This is a genomic window from Pradoshia sp. Z6_59 (assembly GCF_058267515.1).
This window is the reverse complement of the sequence record NZ_JBZCPP010000017.1, coordinates 17,199-42,199: the sequence shown is the minus strand read 5'-3', so window position 1 is coordinate 42,199 and position 25,001 is coordinate 17,199. Positions and strand designations below refer to the sequence as shown.

The window sequence follows — 25,001 nt, the reverse complement described above, 5'->3', positions numbered from 1 at the left end:
CTTTTCTTGTCTGTAGAAAGAGAGGGGTGAAAGCATGGTCGAATTTCGCAGAAAAACTCCCGAAGAATTTTTACAATCAATTTATGAAGTGAAACGAGGAAGGATGAAAATTATTCTCGGGGCGGTTTCTGGATCGGGAAAGACCTATCATATGTTATTGGATGGGAATGTATTGAAGAAGAAATCGATTGATGTTGTGATTGGAATGATCAGTCCATCCAATCGTCCTAAAACAATTGAACAAATCGGGGATTTGGAGACGATTCGACCAATTGAATGGGTGGAGAACGGAAAAGTAAAACAGGATTTAGATATTGAAGCCATTAAAGAAAGAAATCCAGAAGTTGTTCTTGTTGATATCTTGTCACATCGCAATCGCTCAGATGCGCCGCATAAGACAAGACTTGAAGATGTAATAGAGCTAATGAACCACAATATTAGCGTAATTACAACGATGAATATTTACGAATTAAGTGGAGTTCGAGAGATTGTTGAAAAACTGTTAGGCATTAAAGTACAGGTGGATCATTGTGTGCCGGATGACACCCTTGCGATGGCAGATGAGGTTAAGCTTTTGGATGTAACGCCTGACCAAATTCTTCATCGTTTACAGGGTGGCAACATAGACCGGGTATTAGAAGAGAAATTATTTAAACGAGCAAATTTGGCAGTATTACGCGAGCTTGCCTTACGCCATTTAGCAGGTGAAGTAAATGACGAACTGGATGAATATCGAGAACAGCAAGGATTGATAGGGCCATCCGGAGCATCGGAGAGAATTCTTGTTACCGTTCAATATCACTGGAATGGCTCAATTTTAGTACGTAGAGGACAACAAGTTGCCAAACGTATGGGTGGTGAGCTATTAGTCGTATGTTTCCTTTCACCGGATAGAAAGCTTTCAAAGGAAGAGCAAACCTTTAGAAGATCTATTAAAAAGTTAGTTCATAAAGTCGGAGGTGAATTTGAGGAATTTTCAATTGCTCGAACGGATGCAGCCGAGGAAATCGTCACCTATGCAACTGACAAGAAAATCACCAAAATTGTAATAGGTCATTCTAAAAGAAGCCGTCTGGAAGAAATCATAAACGGCTCGGTTATTAATAAAATTCTGCGAAGTACGCAAAACATAGATATCTTGGTTGTAGCTGACCGAACAGATAAAAGTGGGAAAAGAGTAATACCTGCTAAATTGGGAGACGAAAATAAAATCAATCCATACCGTCGCTTATCAAATCGAGAAGTGGAAGAACGGATTGGTAAAATGAAGCGTGGACAATTAAAGGTTTATATTGGGGCAGCTCCAGGTGTCGGGAAGACGTATACGATGCTGCGTGAGGCTAATGAGTTGAAGAAAAACGGGATAGATGTCGTAATTGGTTTGCTTGAAACACATGGTAGGAAAGAAACACTTGATCAAGTCGGAAGCTTGGAAATGATGCCACGAATGAAAATTAACTATAAAAATGTTGTGATTGAAGAAATGGATGTAGATGCCATTATAAAGAGAAATCCCGAGGTGGTACTAGTTGATGAATTGGCTCATACCAATGTACCAGGCAGCAATTATAAAAAACGTTATGAAGATGTGGAAGAGATTATAAAATCAGGGATTTCGGTCATCTCAACCATGAACATTCAACATTTAGAAAGTTTAAATGACAGTATTGAACAAATTACAGGAGTGCGGGTACGGGAAACAGTACCGGATCAAGTTCTCCGAATGGCAGATGAGATTGAGCTTATTGATATTTCTCCAAAGGAGCTCCAGCAACGTATGCTGGAGGGGAATATATACGCAAAGGAAAAAGTTGAACAGGCACTGAATCATTTTTTTAAAACGTATAATTTAATCGCATTAAGAGAACTCGCACTTCGTGAAGTGGCTGATGATGTTGATGAGAGACTAGAATTATTAGAACGTAATCGTACTTTAAGAGGACCGTGGCGAAAACAAGAGGTCATCTTTGTTTGTGTAAATTTACGCGGGAACAGTGAGCGTTTAATCCGACGTGGTTTTCGGACTGCTTATCGGTTAAAGGCTAACTGGTATGTGGGATATGTAAAGGAGCATTCTGTTCTAACAGACGAAGAGCAGTCCAAAATAAAGAACTTGCAGTTTTTAACCGAAAGACTGGGTGGGATTTTTGAAATGTATGAAACATCCCATCGAAGGAAAGTTGTTGAACAATTGGTAGAACGCTTAAATGACAAAGAGGCCACTCAAGTGTTTATCGGACAATCGACACGGACACGAATGGAGGAAGCCGTAAGAGGTTCGGTTGTCCAAAAGCTATTGCGTTTAGTCCGTCATTTAGATGTATTAATTATTGCGGATCAAAAACCTGATAAAAAGAAGGGACTAAGTTAACCGTCACATTTAGAAAAGCATATAAACAAGTCGGTCGGGCATTCTAAAGAGAGCAGGAAGTATATAATGAATCATTGATGAGGGGGTAAATGGTGAATATAGCCTTTTTTCTAATCCCGAAAAGAGAAGTAGCCTTCGTTAAATATGAGTCCACGATGAGACAAGCGTTGGAAAAAATGGAGTTTCACAAATACTCTGCAGTCCCCATTATCGATAACCAAGGGAGATATGTTGGTACCTTAACAGAGGGGGACTTACTCTGGAAAATGAAAAACACCCCTGACTTATCATTTGAAAACACCCATAAAACGAAACTGAAGGACATAAGACCAAAGCGTTATAATGAACCGATTCATATTGATGCTGATATGGAAAGTATTCTTTTAAGGGTAATGGAGCAGAATTTTGTCCCTGTTATTGATGACGCAGGCATTTTTATTGGAATTATTAGAAGAAGAGAAATCATAGAATACTGTGCTAAGGGGATTTTTGAGAAAAAAACATAAAATTAATAGTAATAGCATACTGTTTAACTTTTATTACCTCTCGCAATGAATTATTTAGATTACCATACAATCAGAGAGTCCAAGATTAATGTTCAGTATAATCAGCAGTCACATAAGCTTTCTAACACGAATGCCTGGATTATAAGGTAATCTTTTAGAATTGACGGTTTAACAGCCCTATATACTATAAAAAGTTCATACATACATAAAAAGGTGAATTTTAAAGATTGTTTCCTATGGCTAAAAAAAGGGAGCAGTCTTTTTTTATCTATTTTTATCTATAAGATGAAGTCGGTGTTTCTTGAGGTAAATAATAATTCGGTAATTTCTGAAAAAATAGATTGACAAAAGTAGGAAAAGAAATTATATTTAACTACGAAATTGATAATCATTATCAATTAAATAGGACTATATATCCTTTTAAGGAGGTTTACTATGAATCGCCTCTATACAGATCGTTTGAACATTGGGTACGGGGAAGAATTAATTGTAAAGGATCTCAGTGTAGAAATACCTGATCGGAAAATAACGACAATCATTGGTTCTAATGGGTGTGGGAAATCAACTTTATTGAAAGCCATTACACGCATTATATCTCATCAATCAGGAGACGTCGTTTTGGATGGGAAAAGTATCTCAAGTAATAATACAAAGATTCTTGCACAAAAAATGGCCATCCTTCCTCAGTCACCAGAAAGTGCAAGCGGACTTACAGTCGGTGAACTTGTTTCCTATGGAAGATTTCCTTATCAAAAGGGATTTGGTCGTTTAACTAAAAAAGATTATGAGGTAATTGATTGGGCACTTGAGGTTACTGGAACGATAGATTACAAGTTTCGTCCGGTAGATGCCTTATCAGGCGGTCAGCGCCAACGTGTTTGGATTGCCATGGCACTAGCCCAGGAGACAGAAATTATCTTTCTCGACGAGCCAACCACCTACTTAGATATGGCTCATCAATTAGAGGTGTTAGAGCTTTTACAAAAACTGAATCAAGAACAAGACCGTACCATTGTGATGGTACTGCATGACTTAAACCAGGCAGCACGTTTTGCTGATTATATGATTGCCTTAAAAGATGGCCGAGTTGTAAAAGCAGGGTCCTGCGAGGAAGTGATTACTCCCGCAGTGCTCAGAAAAGTCTTCCATATAGATGCTCAAATTGGGAGAGATCCACGAACAAATAAACCAATGTGCCTTACTTATAACTTATTAAAAGGAGAACCTAAACATGAAAAAATGGATATTCCCGTTTATGCTGCTCTCAGTGTTAATTATTAGTGCATGCAGCAATAGTTCATCTACAGAGAAGGAAAATGATACAAAAAAAGAAGAAGCGCCAAAAACATTTACATATGAATCAGAAACAGGGCCAGTCGAAGTACCAACAGATCCGAAGCGTGTCGTCATGCTTTCAGGATTTACTGGGAACGTGATTGAACTGGATGTGAATTTAGTTGGTGTTGACGTTTGGTCTAAAACAAACCCTACCTTTGAAAAGGAATTAAAGGATGTTGCCGAAGTTTCAGAAGATAATCTAGAAAAAATCATTGAATTAAATCCTGATCTCATTATTGCGTTATCTACTGTTAAAAACGTTGATAAATTAAAGGAGATTGCTCCTACTGTAACCTATACTTGGGGCAAATTGGATTTCTTAGCTCAACATGTGGAAATCGGAAAACTATTAGGTAAAGAGAAAGAAGCAGAGGACTGGGTTGAAGACTTCCAAACACGTGCTACGGAAGCTGGAGAAGAGATTCGCGCCAAAATCGGTGAGGATGCAACAGTATCTGTAATAGAAGCTTTTGATAAAAATTTATATGTTTACGGTGATAATTGGGCACGCGGAACAGAAATCCTTTACCAAGCTATGAAATTGAAAATGCCTGATAAAGTAAAAGAGATGACATCTAAGGATGGATACTATACTCTTTCTACGGAAGTACTCTCTGAATACGCAGGAGATTATGTGATTTTAAGTAAATACGCAGCTGCTGATGTATCATTCCAGGAAACCGAAACCTATAAAAATATACCTGCCGTTAAAAATGGACAGGTATATGAAATGGAAGGAGACGGTGCTTCCTTTAGTGACCCAGTTACATTAGAGAAGCATTTGGCTTTTTTCAAGAAATCATTTCTAGGTGAATAATTTTAATGGAGGGATTCTAATTGGAATCCCTTTTCCCCTATTCTGACGAAAGAGAAGATGAGTGACTGATGACAAAAGAAATGAAACGTTCTGTCCCCTTTGTCTATAAAATGATTGCCGGTTTGCTTGTTCTTGCTGGGATGTTTGTGGCGGCCATGGTTTTTGGTGCTGCAGATACAACGGTCAAAGATGTATGGCTCGCTCTTACCTCTGATGTAAAAACGGATGCAACTCTGGTTCTGCGAGAGATTCGTTTTCCAAGAGAAGTGGCAGCCATATTTGTAGGAGCAGCATTAGCTGTTGCCGGTGCTATTATGCAAGGATTGACGAGAAATCCTCTTGCTGATCCAGGTTTGCTTGGATTGACGGCAGGCGCAAATGCAGCGCTGGCAATTACGTTGGTTGTATTCCCGTCTATTAATTATTTTGGGTTAATGATTGGCTGTTTTATTGGAGCAGCTGTTGGTACAATCATGGTATTTAGTATGGGGTTTATGAAAAAAGGAGGATTTTCTCCGCTTCGAATCGTATTAGCAGGTGCTGCTGTATCTGCTTTCCTTTATGCGGTTGCGGATGGGGTAAGTATTTACTTTAAGGTGTCTAAAAATGTTTCAGCATGGACTTCAGGAGGGTTAGTTGGAACGAGTTGGGACCAGCTTCAGATCATTGTTCCTTTTATTGTAGTTGGTATTCTAGTGGCGCTCATTTTAGCAAGACAGCTGACGATTCTTAGTTTAAATGAAGAAGTTGCTGTTGGCTTGGGGCAAAACACAGCGCAAGTAAAGTTCATCCTTTATATTGTCATTATCCTTCTGGCTGGTGCATCTGTTGCCCTTGTCGGGAATATGACCTTTATTGGCTTAATGATCCCGCATATTGTACGGGCTATCGTCGGAACGGATTACCGATTTATTATCCCAATGTCTGCCATTGCAGGAGCTGTTTTTATGCTTTTTGCGGATACGCTTGGACGCACCATAAATGCACCTTTTGAAACCCCGGTAGCAGCTATTGTGGCTACAATCGGGTTGCCATTTTTCTTGATGATTGTTCGTAAAGGAGGGAAAGCATTCTCATGATTCATCCTTCTTTATTAAAAAAACAACGATTATATCTTGCCGTTTTATTGACTCTCATTATTGTTACTGCGGTTGTCAGCATGGGGATAGGAGCGGCTGCTTTATCCTATGATCGGCTTATTCCAACACTACTTGGAGAGGGCTCGTTTAAAGAAGAGTTTGTTTTATTTTCGATTCGTTTACCAAGAATACTGATTACAGTGTTGGCTGGAATGGCGCTTGCGTTATCGGGTGCTATTTTACAAGGTATTACACGGAATGATTTAGCCGATCCTGGCATTATTGGAATTAATTCTGGAGCAGGCGTGGCTGTAGCTATCTTCTTTCTATTTTTCCCGATTGAACCAGGTTCATTTGTCTATATGCTGCCGTTGGTCGCATTTTTTGGCGCGATCCTCACCGTTTGTTTAATCTATTTATTTTCGTATACGAAAAGCTCAGGGCTGGAGCCGGTAAGGCTCGTGTTAGTAGGTATTGGTTTCTCGATGGCCCTCTCCGGTGTCATGATTGTCCTTATTTCATCGGCAGAAAGAGAAAAAGTAGATTTTATTGCTCAATGGTTAGCAGGGAATATATGGGGAACAGATTGGCCTTTTATTTGGGCGTTGCTCCCATGGTTAGTCATCCTAATTCCTTTTACTTTATTCAAAGCCAATCGTTTAAACCTTCTCGGGATTAGTGAATCTGCAGCTATTGGTGTAGGTGTGTCGATTGAGAAGGAAAGAATCATTTTACTGATTACGGCTGTTGCCTTGGCCGCTTCCGCTGTTTCCGTTACAGGAGGGATTTCCTTCATCGGTTTAATGGCACCGCATCTAGCCAAAACTCTAGTAGGACCACGAAACCAATTATTTATTCCGCTAGCCATTTTAATTGGCGGATGGTTGTTATTATTCGCTGATACAATAGGCCGAAATCTAATTGAGCCCAACGGACTCCCAGCTGGTATTATGGTTGCCCTTATTGGTGCCCCTTATTTTATGTATTTATTATTGAAAAAATAAGCGAAAATCTGTTGGAAATCTGCTTATTATCAAGGGATTCTACTGTTTTGTTATCGGGTGGAAATGATAGCTTTCATTAATTGTGTGTAAATATTACTTCAGAAAATAAAGCTACTGTTCCCTGCAGCAAAAAAGAATCAAGAACGCTAATTAACAGCATTCTTGATTCTTTTTATTTGGTTATTCGAAATGTCATTTTCCTCTCTAACTGGATGTTCAGAAGAACTGGTAGGGTGTATAACTTTTCCTCTCATCACTTGTTTTGATAACGGAAGTTGATTCAGAAACGATCAGTATGATGTCTAAAAATAGATGTATTGTTGTGCCTTTAGTGAAGATATGTAAAATTGATACAATGAGATAGTTTCAAAAGGGGTGGCTATTGTCATCCTAATTTTTACAAAGTGGGGATATTGAAAAAAATCTAAATAAAGCCGATAAAAGTACGTATTTACCGAGCTTTATGTATAGTTAGATGTCAAATTCTATGTCAAATTCCAGAATAAATTCTGTATTAAATTCTAAGCTCTTCTTTTAATAATAATTCGTTTCGTTCTTTGAATACTTCATTATGCGATGAGACCATTGCAGTATCGTATGCTGAAGGTTCAATAAAAACTTTGGCGCTGTTGACGGCATTGAGAGCATCCTGGAAGGCACCGACCAATAAGTTTACTTTTCCTTCGTAAGATATAATATCCCCGGCTGCAAAGATTCCTTCTGTGGAAAGAACTCCTTTGGGTGTACCGATATAATAGTAATTATCCTTCATCTCCGGCTGTAAGCCTTCTTCAAATTCTAGAGAAGCTTCGCGATTATAGCCATGATTAATTAAAACTTCATCAACAGCAATCGCTCTATTATCACCATTAATCTCTACAATCACTTGATTAATCGTATGGTTTTCCTTATTTGCAACTAAAGAAGTAATGGTAGCATTGAGGATAATTTCTACATGGTTCTCCTGCAAATTTTTGATTTGTGCCTCGTGTGCAGTCAGTTCATCTTTACGGTAAATAACCGTCACACTCTCTGCGACATGCAGTAATTCAGCAGCCCAATCAATAGCAGCATTTCCTCCACCGGATATTAAGACATGCTTATCCTTAAAACGCTCTATTCGCTGAACGGTGTAGTGTAAATTAGTAAGCTCGTACTTTGTTGCACCTTCTATATCCAGCTTTTGTGGAGAGATAATTCCTCCACCATTTGCCATAATAACGGTTTTTGATATATGCTTCTCACCATTATCTGTTATAAGAGTAAATAATCCATTTTCTTTAGTAATATATTCAACTTTAGTATTCAAACATACGGTAGGTTCAAAGGTTAATCCTTGCGAAATCAAATCCTTAACAAATTCCTCCCCACGCATCGGACGCAATCCCCCGACATCCCAAATCATCTTTTCAGGATAGATATTAACTTTTCCTCCCAGAATTGTCTGAGATTCAATAATCTTAGTTTTCATGGTTCGTAAACCGCTGTAAAACGCACTGTACAACCCCGCTGGTCCTCCGCCAACAATCGTTACATCATAAATTTCCGACATGTTTAAACCTCCTTTATTACAAAAGTTGGAACTAGTAGTTAAGTACATTATATTGATAATAATTCTCATTATCAATGAGAATTTATAATTTATAATTTGATCAAGCTATAGATGTGTGAAAGGGGAATTAGAGGAGTAGGAAAACAGCTATCCTCCCGCTATTGAATGTCTATCTTGCACCTATACCCAGTCAAAGGTGTAGTAAAGGTGTTGAAAAGCTGATGGGAAGCAGCTATCCAATGCCTATCATACACCTATGCCAGAAGATAGGAGCAAAAAGCATATGCTGAGCTGATAAAATTAATAAACATTTTTTACTCTCATGTAATTCGTATAATGAATAATGATTCATTATGTGGTAATATTTAACAAACAATCGCGGTAAGGAGGAGTGGGATGATAGCTAAAAAGAGCTTTACAACAGAAATGGTGAATGGAGTGCAGACGGGAAATGGAATCATTTCGTTACTTAATGTACATATGAATGTGTATGTTTTTTGTGTGGATGGAGTTTTAATTGATACTGGAGCCCAATCGATTGAAAAAGAATTTTGGCCATTTTTTAATGATCTGGAGATAGATCAGGTTGTTGTAACACATTATCATGAAGACCATACAGGTTGTGCAGCCTTTTTACAGCAGAAGTATCAAGTACCCATTCTTATGAATAAGATGATGATTGATTATTGCCGTAAAAAAGCAGATTATCCATTGTATCGTAAACTTTTTTGGGGTAAACGAAAACAATTTGAGGGTACGGAAATCGGTAAAACATTTACCTCTCGTCATGCCATATGGGACGTGATCGAAACTCCAGGCCATTCAAAGGATCACCTTTCTTTTTTAAATCGCCAGACCGGACAGTTGTTTACAGGGGATTTATATTGTCAGCCTCGGACAAAGGTTGTTTTACGGGAGGAAAGTATACCGGCTATCATTCATTCATTAAAGCAGGTCTTAACCTATGACTTTGAAGATGTGTATTGCTGTCACGCAGGCTTTTTAAAGAAAGGAAGTGTCGCATTACAAAGAAAATTGGATTATTTACTGGAGATTCAGGAAAAAGTGATTACACAGTATAAAGAGGGAAAAACACCGTATCAAATCAAAGAAGTCCTATTCCCAAGAAACTATCCTATTACGAAATTTTCACAAGGAGAATGGGATTCCATTCATATTATAAATTCGGTTCTTTTAGAGTATGATGAAGAAACTATCGCTTTAAAATAAATTAATTTAACATAAATACATCTCGGATCTGATGAGCATAGCTTCACAGATTCATATTTTTAATGCACATCCTCTATAGGATAAGATGTATTGCCCTGTATCATCTATTTGAAAACCAAGGTCATGAATAAGTGGTAAATTAAAGGTTAAATACCAGTATCACGATTAAAAGGTTAGTGGAGGGGTAAAATACCTATAAAATCCAAAGAGGTGATTTCATGTCAAACGTTCAAAACGAGAACAAGCAAGAGTTGGAGAAATTAAGAGAGTTAATTAAAGATGTGGATACTGCCATGCTTACCACACAGACTAGTGAAGGATTGATTTCTCGTCCAATGAAAACTCAGGAAGTCGAATTTGACGGAGATCTATGGTTTTTCACAAAGAAAGAAACAGATAAATATAAAGAGGTGCTGGAACGTCCGGAAGTTAATGTAGCATATGCCGGTAGATCCTATGTTTCTATTCGAGGAAAAGCTGAAATCGTAAATGACATAAACAAGAAAAAAGAACTCTGGAATGCAGCCTATGAAAAGCTGTTGGATACAAGTGTTGATGACCCAAATATCATTTTAATCAGGGTAGAAGCAGAAGCAGCAGAATATTGGGAAACCGGAAATCTCACTAAAAACATTGTTAATTTATATAAGAAACTAACAAAAAATGAATCAGATACCGAGAATATAAATGAAACAATTGAATTAAAATAGAAAAATAATAAAAATGCATAGAATGAGGGCATGCCTAAATTAGGTATGCCCTTTTTCTATTCTTTTTTCATGGATGATTGTAAAGGAATCTTCAAGGTGATGTTCATTATTTTATTAGAATGCTGTTCAACAATATGTACTAAAATTCAGGAACTCTTACCCATTAAGGGCTCATCTTATATCATTTAGAATGAACATTCTGTGAATTTTGTAGTATTGAAATTTCATAAAATTTATGCATTTTTTATCAAATGACTAGACATTTGAATCTAACTGTCTATAATAGTAAATGTAAGCGGTTTTACCATATTACTATAAAGGGAGTTTTAAATATGAGAAAAATACTATTAGCTTGCAGTTCAGGTATGTCAACTAGTTTACTGGTTACTAAAATGGAGCAGCATGCCAAATCAATTGGTGAGAATGCAAAAATTTGGGCAGTAGGACAGGATAAGGCAAAAGCTGAAATGGCAGATGCAGATGTCGTATTAATTGGCCCTCAAATGAGTTTCCTTAAAGGTGACCTGCAAAAAGAAGCAGACAAACATGGCATTAGAGTGGATGTAATCGATATGATGGCGTATGGAATGGCAGATGGTAAAAAAGCATATGAACAAGCACTTTCCTTAATAGGTGATAAATAATGGAAAAACTGCAAATTGAACAACTCACAGAAGAACAGATCAGCTTCCAGCTTATCCTACACAGCGGTAATGCAAGAAGTAAGATTATTCAGTCGTTAAAGGTGTACCGGGAAGGTAATGTTGAAGAAGCGGATGACTTATTAAAGCAGGCTGAAGCAGATCTTAGTATCTCCCATGATATTCATTTCCAAATGGTCCAAAAGGAAGCATCCGGAGAAAAAACGAATTTCTCTATGCTCTTAATGCATGCGGAAGATCATTTGATGTCTACTTTAACAATGAAAGAGTTAGTAAAAGAAATACTGGAAATTTTTAAGGCAAAAGGCTAAATAGTTTTAGGTTATAACTACTATTCCTAAATTGAGGGGGAAGACCCGTGTTTGATAAAATTAGTCAATTTCTTATGCCAATCGCAGGTAAACTGAATAACAACCGCTACTTGGGTGTCCTACGTGACGCTTTTATGTTAGCGTTTCCACTGACTGTATTCGGTTCTATTGTAGTCGTTCTATTAAACTTACCATTCCTGGATTCATTTTTAAGTGACGGCACGATTACAACGCTACGTGATACCTTCGGTGTGGCAAGCAGTGCAACCATGAATATTATGTCTGTGTTTGTTGTATTCGGTATCGGATATTATCTTTCAAAAAGCTATGATGTTGAGGCAGTATTTGGAGGAGTAGTCGCTCTTGCATCCTTTTTATTCCTGACTCCGTTTGTGGTTGAAACACAGGGGGGAGAAACAATTACAGGTGTTCTTTCACTAGATCGTCTTGGAGCAAAAGGAATGTTCCTTGGTATGATTTCTGCCTTTGTAGCAGGTGAAATTTACCGAAAAGCTGTTCAAAAAGATATTACGATTAAAATGCCAGCAGGTGTACCACCGGCAGTAGCCAAATCTTTTGCGGCATTGATTCCAGCACTTATTACATTAACTTTCTTCCTAGCGATACAAGGAATCGTAACTTTAGCATTTAATACAAATCTTCATGATGTTATTTATAAGATTATTCAAGAACCACTTACTGGCTTAGGCAGTGGCATTATTCCAACCCTGATTGTTGTATTCTTTATTCAAATTCTTTGGTTCTTTGGACTCCACGGTCAAATTATCATGAACTCCGTCATGGATCCTATCTGGAATACATTAGCTTTAGAGAATGTAGCTGCATTTAATGCGGGTAAAGAATTACCACATATTATTTCGAAGCCATTTATGGATACGTTTACAGTAGGGATGGGCGGAACAGGTATGACCTTGGCAGTAGTGCTGGCCATTCTCGTCTTTGTTAAATCCAAACAAATGAAACAGGTAGCTAAATTAGGTGGTTTACCTGGTATATTCAATGTCAATGAACCAATTATCTTCGGTCTTCCGATTGTTATGAATCCATTGATTTTAATACCGTGGGTTGTTGCGCCAATGATAGTTACTGCTGTTACTTATTTTGCAATGAGTACTGGTCTTGTGCCACCGCCAACTGGTGTGACGGTACCATGGACTGTACCAATTGGATTCAGCGGATATTTAGCAACTAACTCGATTGCGGGTTCTATTTTACAGCTAGTAAACTTCGCTATTGTATTTGCGATATGGCTTCCATTCCTGAAAGTCATTGACCGCGTTAACGTGAAAAAAGAACAAGAGGCAGAAGCTGAAGCGGCAGCATCTGCACAAAAATAAAAAATATCATTGAATAGAAGACTAGTAGTAAAGGGAAATATCTTTTACTGCTAGTCTCCTTACTCATTAGGCTACACAGACGAATCAACTTTGAGACGAGAGGATGGATTTTTTTGAAAACTACTAACGATAAAATAGACTATCAATTCCCTGAAGGATTCTGGTGGGGGTCAGCTGCTTCTGCTACTCAAACTGAAGGTGCGGCTGATGTAGATGGAAAAGGAAAAAATATTTGGGATCATTGGTATGGGGTTGAGCCAAATCGCTTCTTTAATGGAGTTGGACCTGAAAAGACATCCCAATTTTATTATAAATATAAAGAAGATATCGCATTAATGAAAGAAATTGGGCACAACTCCTTCCGGATGTCTATTTCCTGGTCACGAATGTTTCCGAATGGGACAGGCCAAGTAAATGAAAAAGCAGTAGAATTTTATAACAATGTTATTAATGAACTGATTGCAAATGATATTGAGCCGTTTGTCGGGCTATTCCATTTTGATATGCCAATGGCTATGCAGGAAATTGGCGGATGGACAAATCGGAAAGTAGTTGATGCTTATGAACAATATGCAATTACTTGTTTCAAAACATTTGGTGATCGCGTTAAGAAATGGTTTACGCATAACGAGCCCATCGTACCAGTAGAAGGCGGATACCTGTATGATTTCCACTATCCTAATGAAGTAAATTTCCGAAATGCTGTACAAGTCGCATATCATACCATTCTTTCAAATGCCAAAGCAATTGCAGCCTATAAGGAGCTTGGTCTGGATGGAAAAGTTGGGATCGTTTTAAATCTGACGCCATCCTATCCGAGAAGTCAGCATCCTGCAGATGTAAAAGCTTCTGTTATTTGTGACGCATTCTTTAACCGGTCGTTCCTTGATCCAACAGTTAAAGGCGAATTCCCTGCAGAGTTGGTTGAAATTCTGAAGGAAAAAGATTTCATGCCAGTCATTGAAGACGGGGATTTGGATTTAATTAAGAATAATACAGTATCCTTGCTTGGAGTCAACTACTATCAGCCGCGCCGTGTGAAGGCAAAAGAACATATGCCGAATCCTGATGGTCCATTTATGCCGGATCATTATTTTGATAACTATGTTATGCCCGGACGTAAAATGAATCCTCACCGTGGGTGGGAAATCTATGAAAAAGGAATATATGATATTTTAATTAACTTGAAAGATAACTACGGTAATATCGAATGCTTCATTTCTGAAAATGGAATGGGTGTAGAGGGAGAAGAAAAATTCCGTAATGCTGATGGAATGATTGAGGATGATTACCGAATTGATTTTATCAAAGGCCATCTTCAATGGGTTCATGCTGCAATCCAGGAAGGTTCCAATGTAAAAGGATATCATTTATGGACGTTCATGGATAACTGGTCCTGGTCAAATGCCTATAAAAATCGTTATGGCTTTGTTTCTGTAAACTTGGATAAAGATGGTGAAAGAACTATTAAGAAAAGTGGCTATTGGTATAAAGAGGTAGCTAAAAATAATGGTTTTTAAGTAAGATAGTTGAAGATAGTCTTGTTTGGCTATCTTCTTCTTTTTATAATGAAAGAGGGAATGTTATAAAAAGACAAGTTTAGAAAAAGAAGGGTGTAGCATGTCCAAGTATATTACTATATCAGATGAAATTAGAGAGCGAATTAAAAGTGGATATTATCCGGTAGATAAAATGATGCCGGATGAGCATAGTTTATGCCGTGAATTTAATTGCAGCAGAATGACAATGAAAAGAGCATTAGATATCCTGGCACAGGGAGGGATGATTTATCGGAAACGCGGCCACGGTACATTTATCATCCAATCTTCTATGCAGAATCACAATGTAAATGTCCTCAGCGATGAGACTGTTGGGTTATCCAATTTAATGAAGGATCGAAAAATAGTCAGCAAAGTAATTGAGTTTAATATCCAATTCCCCTCTGAAGAAATCGCCAAAAACCTTTCAGTCAGCATGAATACACCTGTTTATCATATTATCCGTTTACGAATAGTGGAGGACGAGCCGTATGTGCTCGAAGAAACGTATATGCCCTCCAACTTGATTCCTGATATCAATGAAGAAGTATTAAATAATTCTATTTATCATCACATTGAAAATAAGTTGAATTTAAAGATAGGTGGAGCTCACAGGAAGATCAGAGCCTCTAAATCTAATGAGTTGGATCAAAAATATCTCCATTGTGGTGAACATGATCCAATCCTTGAAGTAGAACAAATTGGTCATCTAGATATTGGAATTCCATTCGAGTATTCGTTTTCCAGGCATCGCTATGACCGTTTTACATTCATATCAGTAGCAGTAAGATAATTATGGGAGGTGCTCACATGTTATTAGGTGGGATAGAAGCGGGTGGAACCAAATTTGTTTGTGCTGTAGGAGACTCGGCAGGAACTATTCTGGAACGTATAACGATTCCTACCACAACACCTGAGGAAACAATGCCTCAGGTATTCGCATTTTTTGAAAAGTATGAGCTAAATGCGATTGGTGTAGGTTCTTTTGGTCCAATTGATGTAAATATTGATAGTCCTACATATGGCTCCATTACCGCAACACCGAAACTTGCCTGGAGAGATTACCCGATTGTTGATAAATTAAAGCAGCGGTTATCTATTCCGATCGGGTTTAATACGGATGTAAACGCTGCTGCACTGGCGGAGGCCACTTTAGGTGCTGCCAAAGGACTGGACAGCTGCTTGTATATTACGGTTGGTACTGGAATTGGTGCAGGTGCTGTTGTGCACGGCAAGCTACTACAGGGATTATCACATCCGGAAATGGGACATATTCTTGTGCGCCGTCATGAAAAGGACACCTATGAAGGGAAATGCCCATACCACCAAGACTGCCTTGAAGGATTGGCTGCTGGAACTGCGATTGAAGCGCGCTGGGGTCAAAAAGCAGTTAACCTGGAAGGTCGGGAAGATGTTTGGGAGATGGAAGGCTTTTATATCGCTCAAGCCCTTATGCAATATATTTTAATCCTTTCTCCAAAGAAGATTATTTTAGGCGGCGGGGTTATGAAGCAAAAGCATGTATTCCCGATTATCTATGACCATTTAAAAAAATTACTTAATCAATATGTTGTATTACCTGAACTGGATGCATCCATCGATTCTTATATCGTTTCTCCAGGATTGGGTGACAATGCGGGCGTAATTGGCTCGCTCCTTCTTGCTGATCAAGCTATACAAGGTAAATAAAGAGTGACGTGTCCAAGCTGGACACGTCTTTTTTGATTCTTCTATAGTCCTGGCTGAAAATAGTCGGTTTAAGAAGAAGTTCCCTTTTGGGTTTGGCTCCTAAGTTGTTGGCATGAAGTGATTTATGTAAACAAATAGAGTGGTTATAGTGAAAAAATAAAGATTCATATGATAGGAAAATCAACATTCGGAAACTGTTGGGATTCAATTAAAGCTGATTTGAGTGACAACCATAACAAGGAACTCTATCAAGGGCTATTAAACGATTATTATGAACGTGATCGAGAGTTAGTTGTACAAGCTAAATCGATGTTACGGAATTAATTTTCTAGTACAAGCAGATACAATAAGATTTTTTTAGCTGATCTCTTTAAAGGGTTCAAGAATTGGACTTAAAGGAAATGAATGAATTGAATATCAAGCGATTAAGGGCGGATTGGATAGAGTTCGCTCTTTTATTATAGTAGTCCCTCATTTTAGCTCCTATAGATTTAAAATCTATTTACGTAAAATATTTACAATAAAGTTATTGACTGTTAATACAGAATATTATAACAATAGGGTTATAAGTAGAGGGGGAATATGGTGTGAATGAAAAGCTAAATCCTATGATAGATAAGATTATCCAAAATATAGAGAAAGTGATTATCGGTAAAAGAGAGGTAGCTAAGTTAAGCATTACAGCCCTTTTGGCAAAAGGACATGTATTGCTTGAGGATGTACCTGGTGTGGGGAAGACGATGTTAGTTAAGTCTATTGCCCAATCGATTCAGGCTGATTATAAGCGTATTCAGTTTACACCGGATTTATTGCCATCCGATGTAACTGGTATTTCTATCTATAATCCGAAAGAGCATGAGTTTATTTTTCGTCCCGGACCTATTATGGGGAATATAATATTGGCTGATGAAATCAATCGAACTTCTCCCAAAACACAGTCTTCCTTGCTGGAAGCAATGGAGGAACATAGAGTAACCGTTGATGGTGTGACGCACAAATTGGCCAATCCATTCTTTGTTATGGCTACCCAAAACCCAATTGAATATGAAGGCACCTATTCTTTACCAGAAGCGCAATTGGACCGATTTTTACTTAAAATGAAAATGGGTTATCCGGAGATGGCTGATGAATTGGCGATTTTGACAAATGCAAAAATGCTTGCTTCTGTTGAAGATTTAAATCCTGTGATTACGGTTGATGAAATGGTGAAGCTGCAGGAAGAAATCCAATCAGTATATGTGGATGATATGATTGCGCGGTATATTGTAGAACTGGCTGTAAAAACGAGGAACGATAATCGAGTTTACTTAGGCGTAAGCCCACGTGGAACGGTTGCTCTTATGAAGGCTTCGCAGGCCTGGGCTTTTATGCATAATCGCAACTACTGTATACCAGATGATGTGCAATTTTTACTTCCGTATGTATTTAACCACCGTATGATCGTGAAGGCTGAATCGGTTTATGATGGATTCAATGCTCAAGTTATTCTTGATGAAATTTTAGCAAGGACGCCTGTACCGGTACAAAGGCAAGTGAATTAAATATGAAATTTATAAGAATGACGTTAAAGAAATGGGAAAAGTGGTGGAAATTTATCATTCTCCTGCTTTTACTCATTATGACGTTCACATATGCCATGTTCCAGGGAGGGTTTGTCAGCTGGTTCCTTTTTTATAGTTTTCTTCCATTCGCCTTGTATGCCTTAATGATTTTTGTCTATCCATTAAGTGATTTTACAGTAGAGCGGGTCTTAGGTGATCAGGAATTGACCGCCGGTGACCCAGTAGTTATGAAAATTATTATTAAAAGGAATAGGCCTGTTCCGATTGCTTACCTGCTCATTCATGAATTATTGCCGGAAAGGCTGGAAATCCTACTCGGAAGGGAAAAAATCAGTTCAATCGTTTTTCCGGGATTCAAAAAAAGAATAGAATTGTCCTATAACATTAAGAGTATGCCAAGAGGAGAGCATACCTTTAACAAGCTTGAAATAAGAACAGGAGATATACTCGGGTTAATTGATAAGAGTAGAATGATAGATTCCGATAAAAAAATCCTTGTACTTCCTGCGACGGTTCCTTTGCCATTAAGACAGGTTCTTGGTGATTATGAACAAGGCAAGCGTACAAATTCCTATAAAATCAGAAATGAAACAGCGATGGTTTCTGGTATTCGAGATTATGCTCCGGGTGATCGTATGACCGTCATTGACTGGAAATCAAGTGCAAGGGGCGTCGGGCTCAAAACTAAAAACTTTGAAGAAAAACACAGCAGTGACTTCTTCCTTTTAATAAATTGTGAGAGTGACCACTCTATTTTTGAAGAAATGGTGACCTTTAGTGCATCAATCGCTGAAATTGGTTTGACTAAGGGAATGAAATTGGGTCTCTGGGCTGGTGGAGGTGGACTGGATAACCTGTTAGAAGTAAAGGAAGGTAAAGGATATGTTCATAAAGCCTTGAATTTTATGGCTAAAATAAAAGCTACTCCAGAAATGGATGTAAGTTCCCCAAGATTTTATACACCTCAGACAAGATTTATACCGCCTAATGCATCTCTTATTGTTGTTACTTCTGTTTTACATTTACCATTCGTAAAATCCTATACCAACCTTGCTGGAGGAATCCATTCCTTGTATATTCTATTTTTCTGTGAATCTTCCCATGAACTTAATAAAGCTGAACAAGAGGCCTATACCTTTGGAATAAATCATGGGGCGAAAATGTCTATTATTCGAAATCGAGAGGATTGGGGAGTTTTTGAAGAAAGGGGTGGCAGATGAAAATGAAAACGAATAACCTGCATCCCGGTATACGCCTTCTGTTATTCCTGTTTGCTTTTATCATGCTCATAGAGTGGATGAGACCAGTTGGAGAAGTGACAAACACAAGCCAAATTAAGTATTTTATTATTTTTGCAGCCGTTTCATTAGTGATGTATGCATTTAAAGTGTCCTGGAAAATCATGACTCCTGTTTTATCCATTTATATAGCTATTAGTCTTTATCTGATTTTTTATCGCCCCGAACTCTATTTGTCCGAAAATAGTTGGATACACGCTTTCTTTATCGATATAAAAGAGGGGATATTATCTGTATTTTCAACGGATTGGCAAGGGTTAAGTCCTGAATTTAGAACGTTGCTTTTCTTCATTCTAATATGGATGTTCACCTATTTAATTCATTATTGGGTTCAAGTGAAACAGCGATTGTTCCTGTTTTTGTTTATGACATTTATCTATGTAACAGTTCTAGATACCTTTACAACCTATGATAGTAATCAAGCGATTGTACGAGTAGTCGTTATTGGATTTGCTATCCTTGGCATGCTCGCATTAGTACGTTTGCTAATCGGGGAGAACATCCACTATACGAATCGAACTGCTATCCGTTGGATTATTCCTTTATCTAGCATGATTGCATTTGCGGTTGTCATTGGTTTTTTTGCTCCAAAGCCACAGGCGATATGGCCTGATCCTGTTTCCTTCATTAAATCAACCTCAGAAAAATTTGGATCTACTCAAAAAAGGATAGGGTATGACAAGGATGACAGCAAATTAGGCGGCGATTTTGTTGGCGATGATGGGGTAGTGTTTCGGGCTTCCTCATCTGTCCGTACCTATTGGAAAATTGAAAATAAAAATGTTTATACGGGCAAAGGATGGGAAACTGGTGCAGATTATGGCATGGGTCAAACGATATTAGAATCAGAACCAGCTATGCTATACGATTACAGGGGTGAAAATACGAATACAGTGTCAACGGCAGAACTGGAATTTGAGATAGACCATGGCCATATTCCTTATCCAAGCCCCATGGCTATCGAGCAAATTTATAACCTGAATCCTGAGGATGAGTCAGTTTTTTCTAGTGTATTGTATTCAGGTGACTCTTCTGAGATTACTCCGATATATGAGGAGGATACGAATAAAAACGAATTAAAAAAGGTGGGCATGCAATTTAGAAGCCCAACCTATTATCTGGATGTACTCCAACAGGATGAAATAAATGATTTGTATGAAACGGAAATGGATTTACTAATAAGCCAATCGCTAGGTATACCTGATTATGTTCCGGAGCGTGTCTCAAGCTTAGCAATAGAGCTTGCAGACAAGACGGGATCCAACAGTATGTACGACCAAGTCAAAGCGATTGAGGATTATTTAAAAGGTGAACAATTTACTTATAGTAAAGAAGATGTTCCTTATCCTGAGGAAAGCCAGGATTATGTAGATCAATTTTTATTTGAAACACAAATAGGATACTGTGATAACTTTTCAAGTGCCATGGTTGTATTGGTTCGCTCACTAGGAATCCCGGCGCGTTGGGTAAAGGGATATACGGCAGGTGATTTAGTTTATGATCAGCAGTTGGGCGAGTCTCGCTACGTGATTACGAATAATAATGCACACTCCTGGCCGGAAGTTTATTTTCCCAGTGTAGGTTGGGTTCCTTTTGAACCAACGAAGGGATTTAGTTCTGAAGTACGGTTTACAGCTTCTCAGGAAGTTAGCAATGATCAGGAGGAAACGCAGGTTACCCCAGAAACGAATCAACCAGAAAACAAGGAGCCAGAAAAGCCGGTCGAAACAAAGGATACAGCTTCCCAGTTTACGTTTGGAACAATCAAAGATAAAGTAGCGGAACATTGGAAGAAAGCTCTAGTGGTGATTTTGGTATTAGGTGGAGCTGCTGTTTTCTTATATAGAATCAGAGGAAAATGGATGCCGCACATTTGGGTATTTTATTATAAGAGGCTTATGAAAAAGCCGAATTATTCAAATGCCTATATGCAATTGCTTCGTGAATTAAATCGGTATGGTATAAAAAGAAAGCCTGGGCAGACCCTGAGGGAGTATGCGTTTTACGTGGATCGTTTCTTTGGATCATCAGATATGAATAGGCTGACGCATGCTTATGAAAAACATATTTATTCTGGAGCAAAAAACGAAATAGATTGGAGAGGTTTTCAAGAACAATGGGAGAAGATGATTTTAAGAACTATTGCTTGACCACTCTTTTCTCTCAAGTTACAATTATGGCGGTTAATAAAAAGCAATCTACCCTTCATATAATTTCGAAAATAAGGTTCGAAAGTTCCTACCAAATCACCGGAAAATGATTTGACTATGGAGGAATTATATAAATGTTAACTAGAACTCTGAATTGTAATAGGGATTCTAGTTTTTCTTTATTCGAATGAATAATCCTAAATTGTGGAATAGCTAGTACATAAAGGATAAGGATTCTAATAGGTTGATACCTGGTATTTCTTTATAAGCATATGGGGAAGAGAGATATAATATCTCTTTGGATGAAGTTGCTCAATTAACCGAAAATATCAGACGAGGTGAAAGTGATGATAGAAACAACTGATCTCCCGATTCAAGAAATGATTGTCGTTCTTGATTTTGGAAGTCAATATAATCAATTGATCACAAGGAGAATTCGTGAATTTGGAGTTTATAGTGAACTTCATCCCCATACAATTACGGTGGAAGAAATTCAGAAGCTGAATCCAAAGGGAATTATTTTCTCCGGCGGACCAAACAGCGTATATGATGCTACAGCTTTTACATGTGATGAGCGTATTTTTGATATGGGCATTCCGGTTATGGGAATTTGCTATGGTATGCAGCTAATGACTCAGCATTTTGGCGGAAAAGTGGAACGAGCAAGCAAACGTGAATATGGAAAAGCTGAAATTAAGCTGAACCATGAAAGCTTATTATTTAATGGGCTTCCTACTGAACAAACGGTATGGATGAGTCATGGTGATCATGTTGTGACGGCTCCTGAGGGCTTCCAAGTTGATGCGACGAATCCATCATGCCCAATCGCAGCAATGAGCGATCATAGCCGACAATTATATGCTGTTCAATTCCATCCAGAAGTTCGACATTCAGTATATGGAAACGACCTATTGAAAAACTTCGTATTTGGAGCATGTAAGTGTAAAGGCGATTGGTCCATGGCTAATTTCATTGAAATGGAAATGGATAAAATCCGCAAAACCGTTGGAGACAAACAAGTATTATGTGCACTGAGCGGCGGAGTAGACTCTTCTGTTGTAGCAGTATTGATTCATAAAGCCATCGGTGATCAATTGACATGTATCTTCGTGGATCATGGTTTACTTAGAAAAGGTGAAGCGGAAGGTGTCATGAAAACATTCAGTGAAGGCTTCAATATGAATGTAATTAAAGTTGATGCCAAAGAGCGATTCATGAAGAAATTAGCTGGAGTAAGCGACCCAGAGCAAAAACGTAAAATCATTGGAAATGAATTTATTTACGTATTTGATGATGAAGCAACCAAGCTTGAAGGAATTGATTACCTTGCTCAAGGTACGCTTTATACTGATATTATTGAAAGTGGAACGGCTACTGCGCAAACCATTAAATCTCACCATAATGTAGGTGGATTACCGGAAGATATGCAATTCCAACTTATCGAGCCTTTAAATACACTCTTCAAGGATGAAGTGCGTGCACTTGGTTCAGAGCTGGGTATTCCGGATGAGATCGTTTGGAGACAGCCTTTCCCAGGACCGGGCTTGGGAATCCGTGTACTGGGAGAAATAACGGAAGACAAACTAGAAATCGTAAGAGAATCAGATGCGATTCTTCGTGAAGAAATTAAAAATGCCGGTTTAGATCGTGATATTTGGCAATACTTCACCGTCCTTCCTGATATCCGCAGTGTAGGTGTGATGGGAGATGCCCGCACATATGATTACACAATTGGAATCCGTGCGGTAACATCTATTGATGGTATGACATCTGACTGGGCAAGAATCCCGTGGGATGTACTTGAAAAAATATCTGTGCGAATTGTCAACGAAGTGAATCATATCAACCGTGTTGTGTATGACATCACGTCCAAGCCACCTGCGACGATTGAGTGGGAATAGTATACGAAACGGCGCAAACCGTTGAAAATACTGGGTTTCTTGATTGAAAAAAGCTGAAATGATAGCAAAATGATAGCAACCTAAAAATTATGAGAATAAAGGCCTATTTGGATTTTAGTTATTCAAATAGGTCTTTTTTTAGTTTCTTTTAAAAAATTTTTTATAGAGTTTTGGAATTGATCCGAAAAATCCGGTATTTATACTATAGAGATTAATCAAACCGGGCCAAACGGCCTAATCAAAAGGAGGTTAGCATTATGGCAAAAATTTTCATGTCAGTAGAAGAAGTTGCGGAGGAACTTGATATTTCTGTTCCATTCGCATACAAGATCATCCGTGAGATGAACGCAGAGTTGAAAGCAGCTGGTTATTTCACAATTGCAGGCAAGATTGACAGAAGGTTCTTCCATGAGAAGTTTTATGGAACACAGGAGAGCGTAGAAGAAAGAAGGGATAAGAGTGGGCGCATTTAAGAACAAAGAAAACGGAACATGGTACGTTCAGTTCAGGTATACGGACTGGACTGGAGCAACGAGACAAAAGTTTAAAAGGGGTTTTGCAACCAAGCGTGAAGCTCAGGCGTGGGAAAGAGAGTTCCGTCTGCAGAAATCCGCAGATCTGGACATGCTGTTTGAAACATTCCTTGGGTTATATGAAAGGGATGTGAAACCAAAGCTTAAGCGTAACACTTGGATTACGAAAGAGAACATTATTAATACCAAGATACTGCCATATTTCAAGGGACGCAAAATGTCTGAAATAACGCCAGGGGATGTAATCTCCTGGCAGAATCAGATAATAACGTCTGAGACTTCTCTGGGCACACCGCCTTCAAAGACGTACCTTAAAACTATTCACAATCAGCTGAGCGCAATATTCAACCATGCATATCGTTATTACAATCTTCAGGTGAATCCGGCAAGAAGAGCAGGAAACATGGGAAAAGAAGAAAGAAAAGAGATGCTCTTCTGGACAAAAGAGGAGTACCTCAAATTCTCGGAAGCTATGATGGACAAGGAATTATCATTCTATGCATTTGAAATGCTGTACTGGACTGGAGTGCGTATGGGCGAGCTACTCGCCCTTACTCCTTCTGACTTTGACTTTGAGAGGAAGACAGTTACTATAAGTAAATCATTTCAACGTTTGGAAGGAGAAGACGTTATTACTGATCCTAAAACAGAGAAAAGTAAACGTGTGATAGTAATGCCTGACTTCCTTGCAACTGAAATGCAGGAGTACATGAAATACTTTTATAGTCTGCAGCCTGATACTCGTCTGTTCCCTGTATCGAAAAGTTATCTTCATCATGAAATGGACAGGGGCTGCAAGGAAACCGGTGTGAAGAGAATTCGTATCCATGATCTCAGGCATTCTCATGTGTCACTCCTTATTCACATGGGTTATTCAGCACTCGCTATAGGTGAGCGTGTAGGCCATGAAGCTGAGAACATTACTTACAAGTATGCACATCTCTTCCCGACAGTACAGACAGAGATGGCAGAAAAATTAAACTTAGAGAGGGCAAATTAAATGTCACAAAAGAACCTGGATCACAAAGGTAGATGGCGGTCAAAATACGTTGGATTTCGAATGAGTCCGGAAGAGGATGAACATTTAGAGAGTATAATAGCGCTCTGTGGCATGTCTAAACAAGACTATATCATCGACAGACTGCTTCATAGAGAAATAGTTGTGAGAGGCACTCCGAGAGTGTTTAAAGCTCTTAGAAATCAGCTTGAAGAAGTACTAGCAGAGCTCCAAAGGATTGAAGCAGGGGATTCGGTCGATGATGAGCTACTTGATACTATCAATATGATTGCAAAGATAATGGATGGACTTAAAGAAGAATAAAAAAATAAAGACCGCATTGTGACTGTGACGAGTCGTAAGCGATCTTTGGGATTCAGGAATTACTTGCATTA

Annotated in this window: 23 protein-coding genes and 1 riboswitch; of the genes, 22 read left to right on the top strand and 1 reads right to left on the bottom strand. The window is 38.4% G+C overall.

Annotated elements, in window-relative coordinates; all coding sequences use genetic code 11:
• The first annotated feature begins 34 nt into the window (after nt 1-34).
• From AC4D4B_RS15415 to AC4D4B_RS15390, 6 genes are all read left to right on the top strand, one after another.
• Nucleotides 35-2,371 carry a universal stress protein gene (locus AC4D4B_RS15415; protein ID WP_491000455.1) on the top strand — a complete coding sequence of 779 codons (2,337 nt, stop codon included), beginning with the start codon at nt 35-37 and terminating at the stop codon, nt 2,369-2,371.
• Nucleotides 2,372-2,463: 92 nt separating this feature from the next.
• Entirely contained in the window at nt 2,464-2,877 is a 414-nt protein-coding gene (locus AC4D4B_RS15410) for a CBS domain-containing protein (RefSeq protein ID WP_491000454.1), read from the top strand.
• Between the two features lie 435 nt (nt 2,878-3,312).
• Nucleotides 3,313-4,158: an ABC transporter ATP-binding protein gene (locus AC4D4B_RS15405; protein WP_490996813.1), complete on the top strand. Its 846-nt coding sequence runs from the start codon at nt 3,313-3,315 to the stop codon at nt 4,156-4,158.
• Nucleotides 4,109-5,032 (top strand): iron-hydroxamate ABC transporter substrate-binding protein, encoded by a 924-nt coding sequence (locus AC4D4B_RS15400; RefSeq protein WP_490996812.1) that lies wholly within the window; start codon nt 4,109-4,111, stop codon nt 5,030-5,032. The genes AC4D4B_RS15405 and AC4D4B_RS15400 overlap by 50 nt, the downstream gene beginning before the upstream one ends.
• A gap of 68 nt (nt 5,033-5,100) precedes the next feature.
• Nucleotides 5,101-6,111 carry a FecCD family ABC transporter permease gene (locus AC4D4B_RS15395; protein ID WP_490996811.1) on the top strand — a complete coding sequence of 337 codons (1,011 nt, stop codon included), beginning with the start codon at nt 5,101-5,103 and terminating at the stop codon, nt 6,109-6,111.
• Nucleotides 6,108-7,115 (top strand): FecCD family ABC transporter permease, encoded by a 1,008-nt coding sequence (locus AC4D4B_RS15390; protein ID WP_490996810.1) that lies wholly within the window; start codon nt 6,108-6,110, stop codon nt 7,113-7,115. The genes AC4D4B_RS15395 and AC4D4B_RS15390 overlap by 4 nt, the downstream gene beginning before the upstream one ends.
• A gap of 514 nt (nt 7,116-7,629) precedes the next feature.
• Here AC4D4B_RS15390 and AC4D4B_RS15385 read toward each other — a convergent pair.
• Nucleotides 7,630-8,667: an NAD(P)/FAD-dependent oxidoreductase gene (locus AC4D4B_RS15385; protein ID WP_491000453.1), complete on the bottom strand. Its 1,038-nt coding sequence runs from the start codon at nt 8,665-8,667 to the stop codon at nt 7,630-7,632.
• Nucleotides 8,668-9,063: 396 nt separating this feature from the next.
• Between AC4D4B_RS15385 and AC4D4B_RS15380 the strand changes: the two genes are divergently transcribed.
• From AC4D4B_RS15380 to AC4D4B_RS15305, 16 genes are all read left to right on the top strand, one after another.
• Nucleotides 9,064-9,897: an MBL fold metallo-hydrolase gene (locus AC4D4B_RS15380; RefSeq protein ID WP_491000452.1), complete on the top strand. Its 834-nt coding sequence runs from the start codon at nt 9,064-9,066 to the stop codon at nt 9,895-9,897.
• A gap of 218 nt (nt 9,898-10,115) precedes the next feature.
• Complete coding sequence (locus AC4D4B_RS15375; protein ID WP_491000451.1) at nt 10,116-10,607, top strand: pyridoxamine 5'-phosphate oxidase family protein; 492 nt, start codon at nt 10,116-10,118, stop codon at nt 10,605-10,607.
• Nucleotides 10,608-10,939: 332 nt separating this feature from the next.
• Nucleotides 10,940-11,251, top strand: coding sequence for a PTS sugar transporter subunit IIB (locus AC4D4B_RS15370; protein WP_490996807.1), 312 nt, complete (start codon nt 10,940-10,942; stop codon nt 11,249-11,251).
• Nucleotides 11,251-11,580, top strand: coding sequence for a PTS sugar transporter subunit IIA (locus tag AC4D4B_RS15365; RefSeq protein ID WP_490996806.1), 330 nt, complete (start codon nt 11,251-11,253; stop codon nt 11,578-11,580). The genes AC4D4B_RS15370 and AC4D4B_RS15365 overlap by 1 nt, the downstream gene beginning before the upstream one ends.
• A 47-nt stretch (nt 11,581-11,627) precedes the next feature.
• A complete protein-coding gene (celB, locus tag AC4D4B_RS15360) occupies nt 11,628-12,938 on the top strand; it encodes a PTS cellobiose transporter subunit IIC (RefSeq protein WP_491000450.1) in 1,311 nt (436 codons plus the stop codon).
• A 134-nt stretch (nt 12,939-13,072) separates the two neighbouring features.
• Nucleotides 13,073-14,458, top strand: coding sequence for a glycoside hydrolase family 1 protein (locus AC4D4B_RS15355; RefSeq protein WP_491000477.1), 1,386 nt, complete (start codon nt 13,073-13,075; stop codon nt 14,456-14,458).
• A gap of 100 nt (nt 14,459-14,558) precedes the next feature.
• Entirely contained in the window at nt 14,559-15,269 is a 711-nt protein-coding gene (locus AC4D4B_RS15350; protein WP_490996804.1) for a GntR family transcriptional regulator, read from the top strand.
• Nucleotides 15,270-15,286: 17 nt separating this feature from the next.
• The gene (locus AC4D4B_RS15345) at nt 15,287-16,165 is read left to right on the top strand and encodes an ROK family protein (RefSeq protein ID WP_491000449.1); all 879 of its coding nucleotides are present in this window, start codon (nt 15,287-15,289) and stop codon (nt 16,163-16,165) included.
• A 168-nt stretch (nt 16,166-16,333) separates the two neighbouring features.
• The gene (locus AC4D4B_RS15340; RefSeq protein WP_490996802.1) at nt 16,334-16,489 is read left to right on the top strand and encodes a hypothetical protein; all 156 of its coding nucleotides are present in this window, start codon (nt 16,334-16,336) and stop codon (nt 16,487-16,489) included.
• A gap of 284 nt (nt 16,490-16,773) precedes the next feature.
• Complete coding sequence (locus tag AC4D4B_RS15335) at nt 16,774-17,706, top strand: AAA family ATPase (RefSeq protein ID WP_490996857.1); 933 nt, start codon at nt 16,774-16,776, stop codon at nt 17,704-17,706.
• Between the two features lie 2 nt (nt 17,707-17,708).
• A complete protein-coding gene (locus tag AC4D4B_RS15330) occupies nt 17,709-18,947 on the top strand; it encodes a DUF58 domain-containing protein (protein ID WP_491000448.1) in 1,239 nt (412 codons plus the stop codon).
• A 2-nt stretch (nt 18,948-18,949) separates the two neighbouring features.
• Nucleotides 18,950-21,175 (top strand): DUF4129 domain-containing transglutaminase family protein, encoded by a 2,226-nt coding sequence (locus AC4D4B_RS15325; RefSeq protein WP_491000447.1) that lies wholly within the window; start codon nt 18,950-18,952, stop codon nt 21,173-21,175.
• Between the two features lie 35 nt (nt 21,176-21,210).
• A riboswitch (purine riboswitch) is annotated at nt 21,211-21,313 on the top strand.
• A gap of 209 nt (nt 21,314-21,522) precedes the next feature.
• A complete protein-coding gene (gene guaA / locus AC4D4B_RS15320; RefSeq protein ID WP_148631306.1) occupies nt 21,523-23,076 on the top strand; it encodes a glutamine-hydrolyzing GMP synthase in 1,554 nt (517 codons plus the stop codon).
• Between the two features lie 257 nt (nt 23,077-23,333).
• Nucleotides 23,334-23,549 carry a hypothetical protein gene (locus tag AC4D4B_RS15315; protein WP_491000446.1) on the top strand — a complete coding sequence of 72 codons (216 nt, stop codon included), beginning with the start codon at nt 23,334-23,336 and terminating at the stop codon, nt 23,547-23,549.
• On the top strand, nt 23,536-24,609 hold the full coding sequence (locus AC4D4B_RS15310; protein ID WP_491000445.1) for a site-specific integrase: 1,074 nt from the start codon (nt 23,536-23,538) through the stop codon (nt 24,607-24,609). Before AC4D4B_RS15315 ends, AC4D4B_RS15310 begins: the two co-directional genes overlap by 14 nt.
• Nucleotides 24,610-24,930: a plasmid mobilization protein gene (locus AC4D4B_RS15305; protein WP_491000444.1), complete on the top strand. Its 321-nt coding sequence runs from the start codon at nt 24,610-24,612 to the stop codon at nt 24,928-24,930.
• Nucleotides 24,931-25,001: the final 71 nt, after the last annotated feature.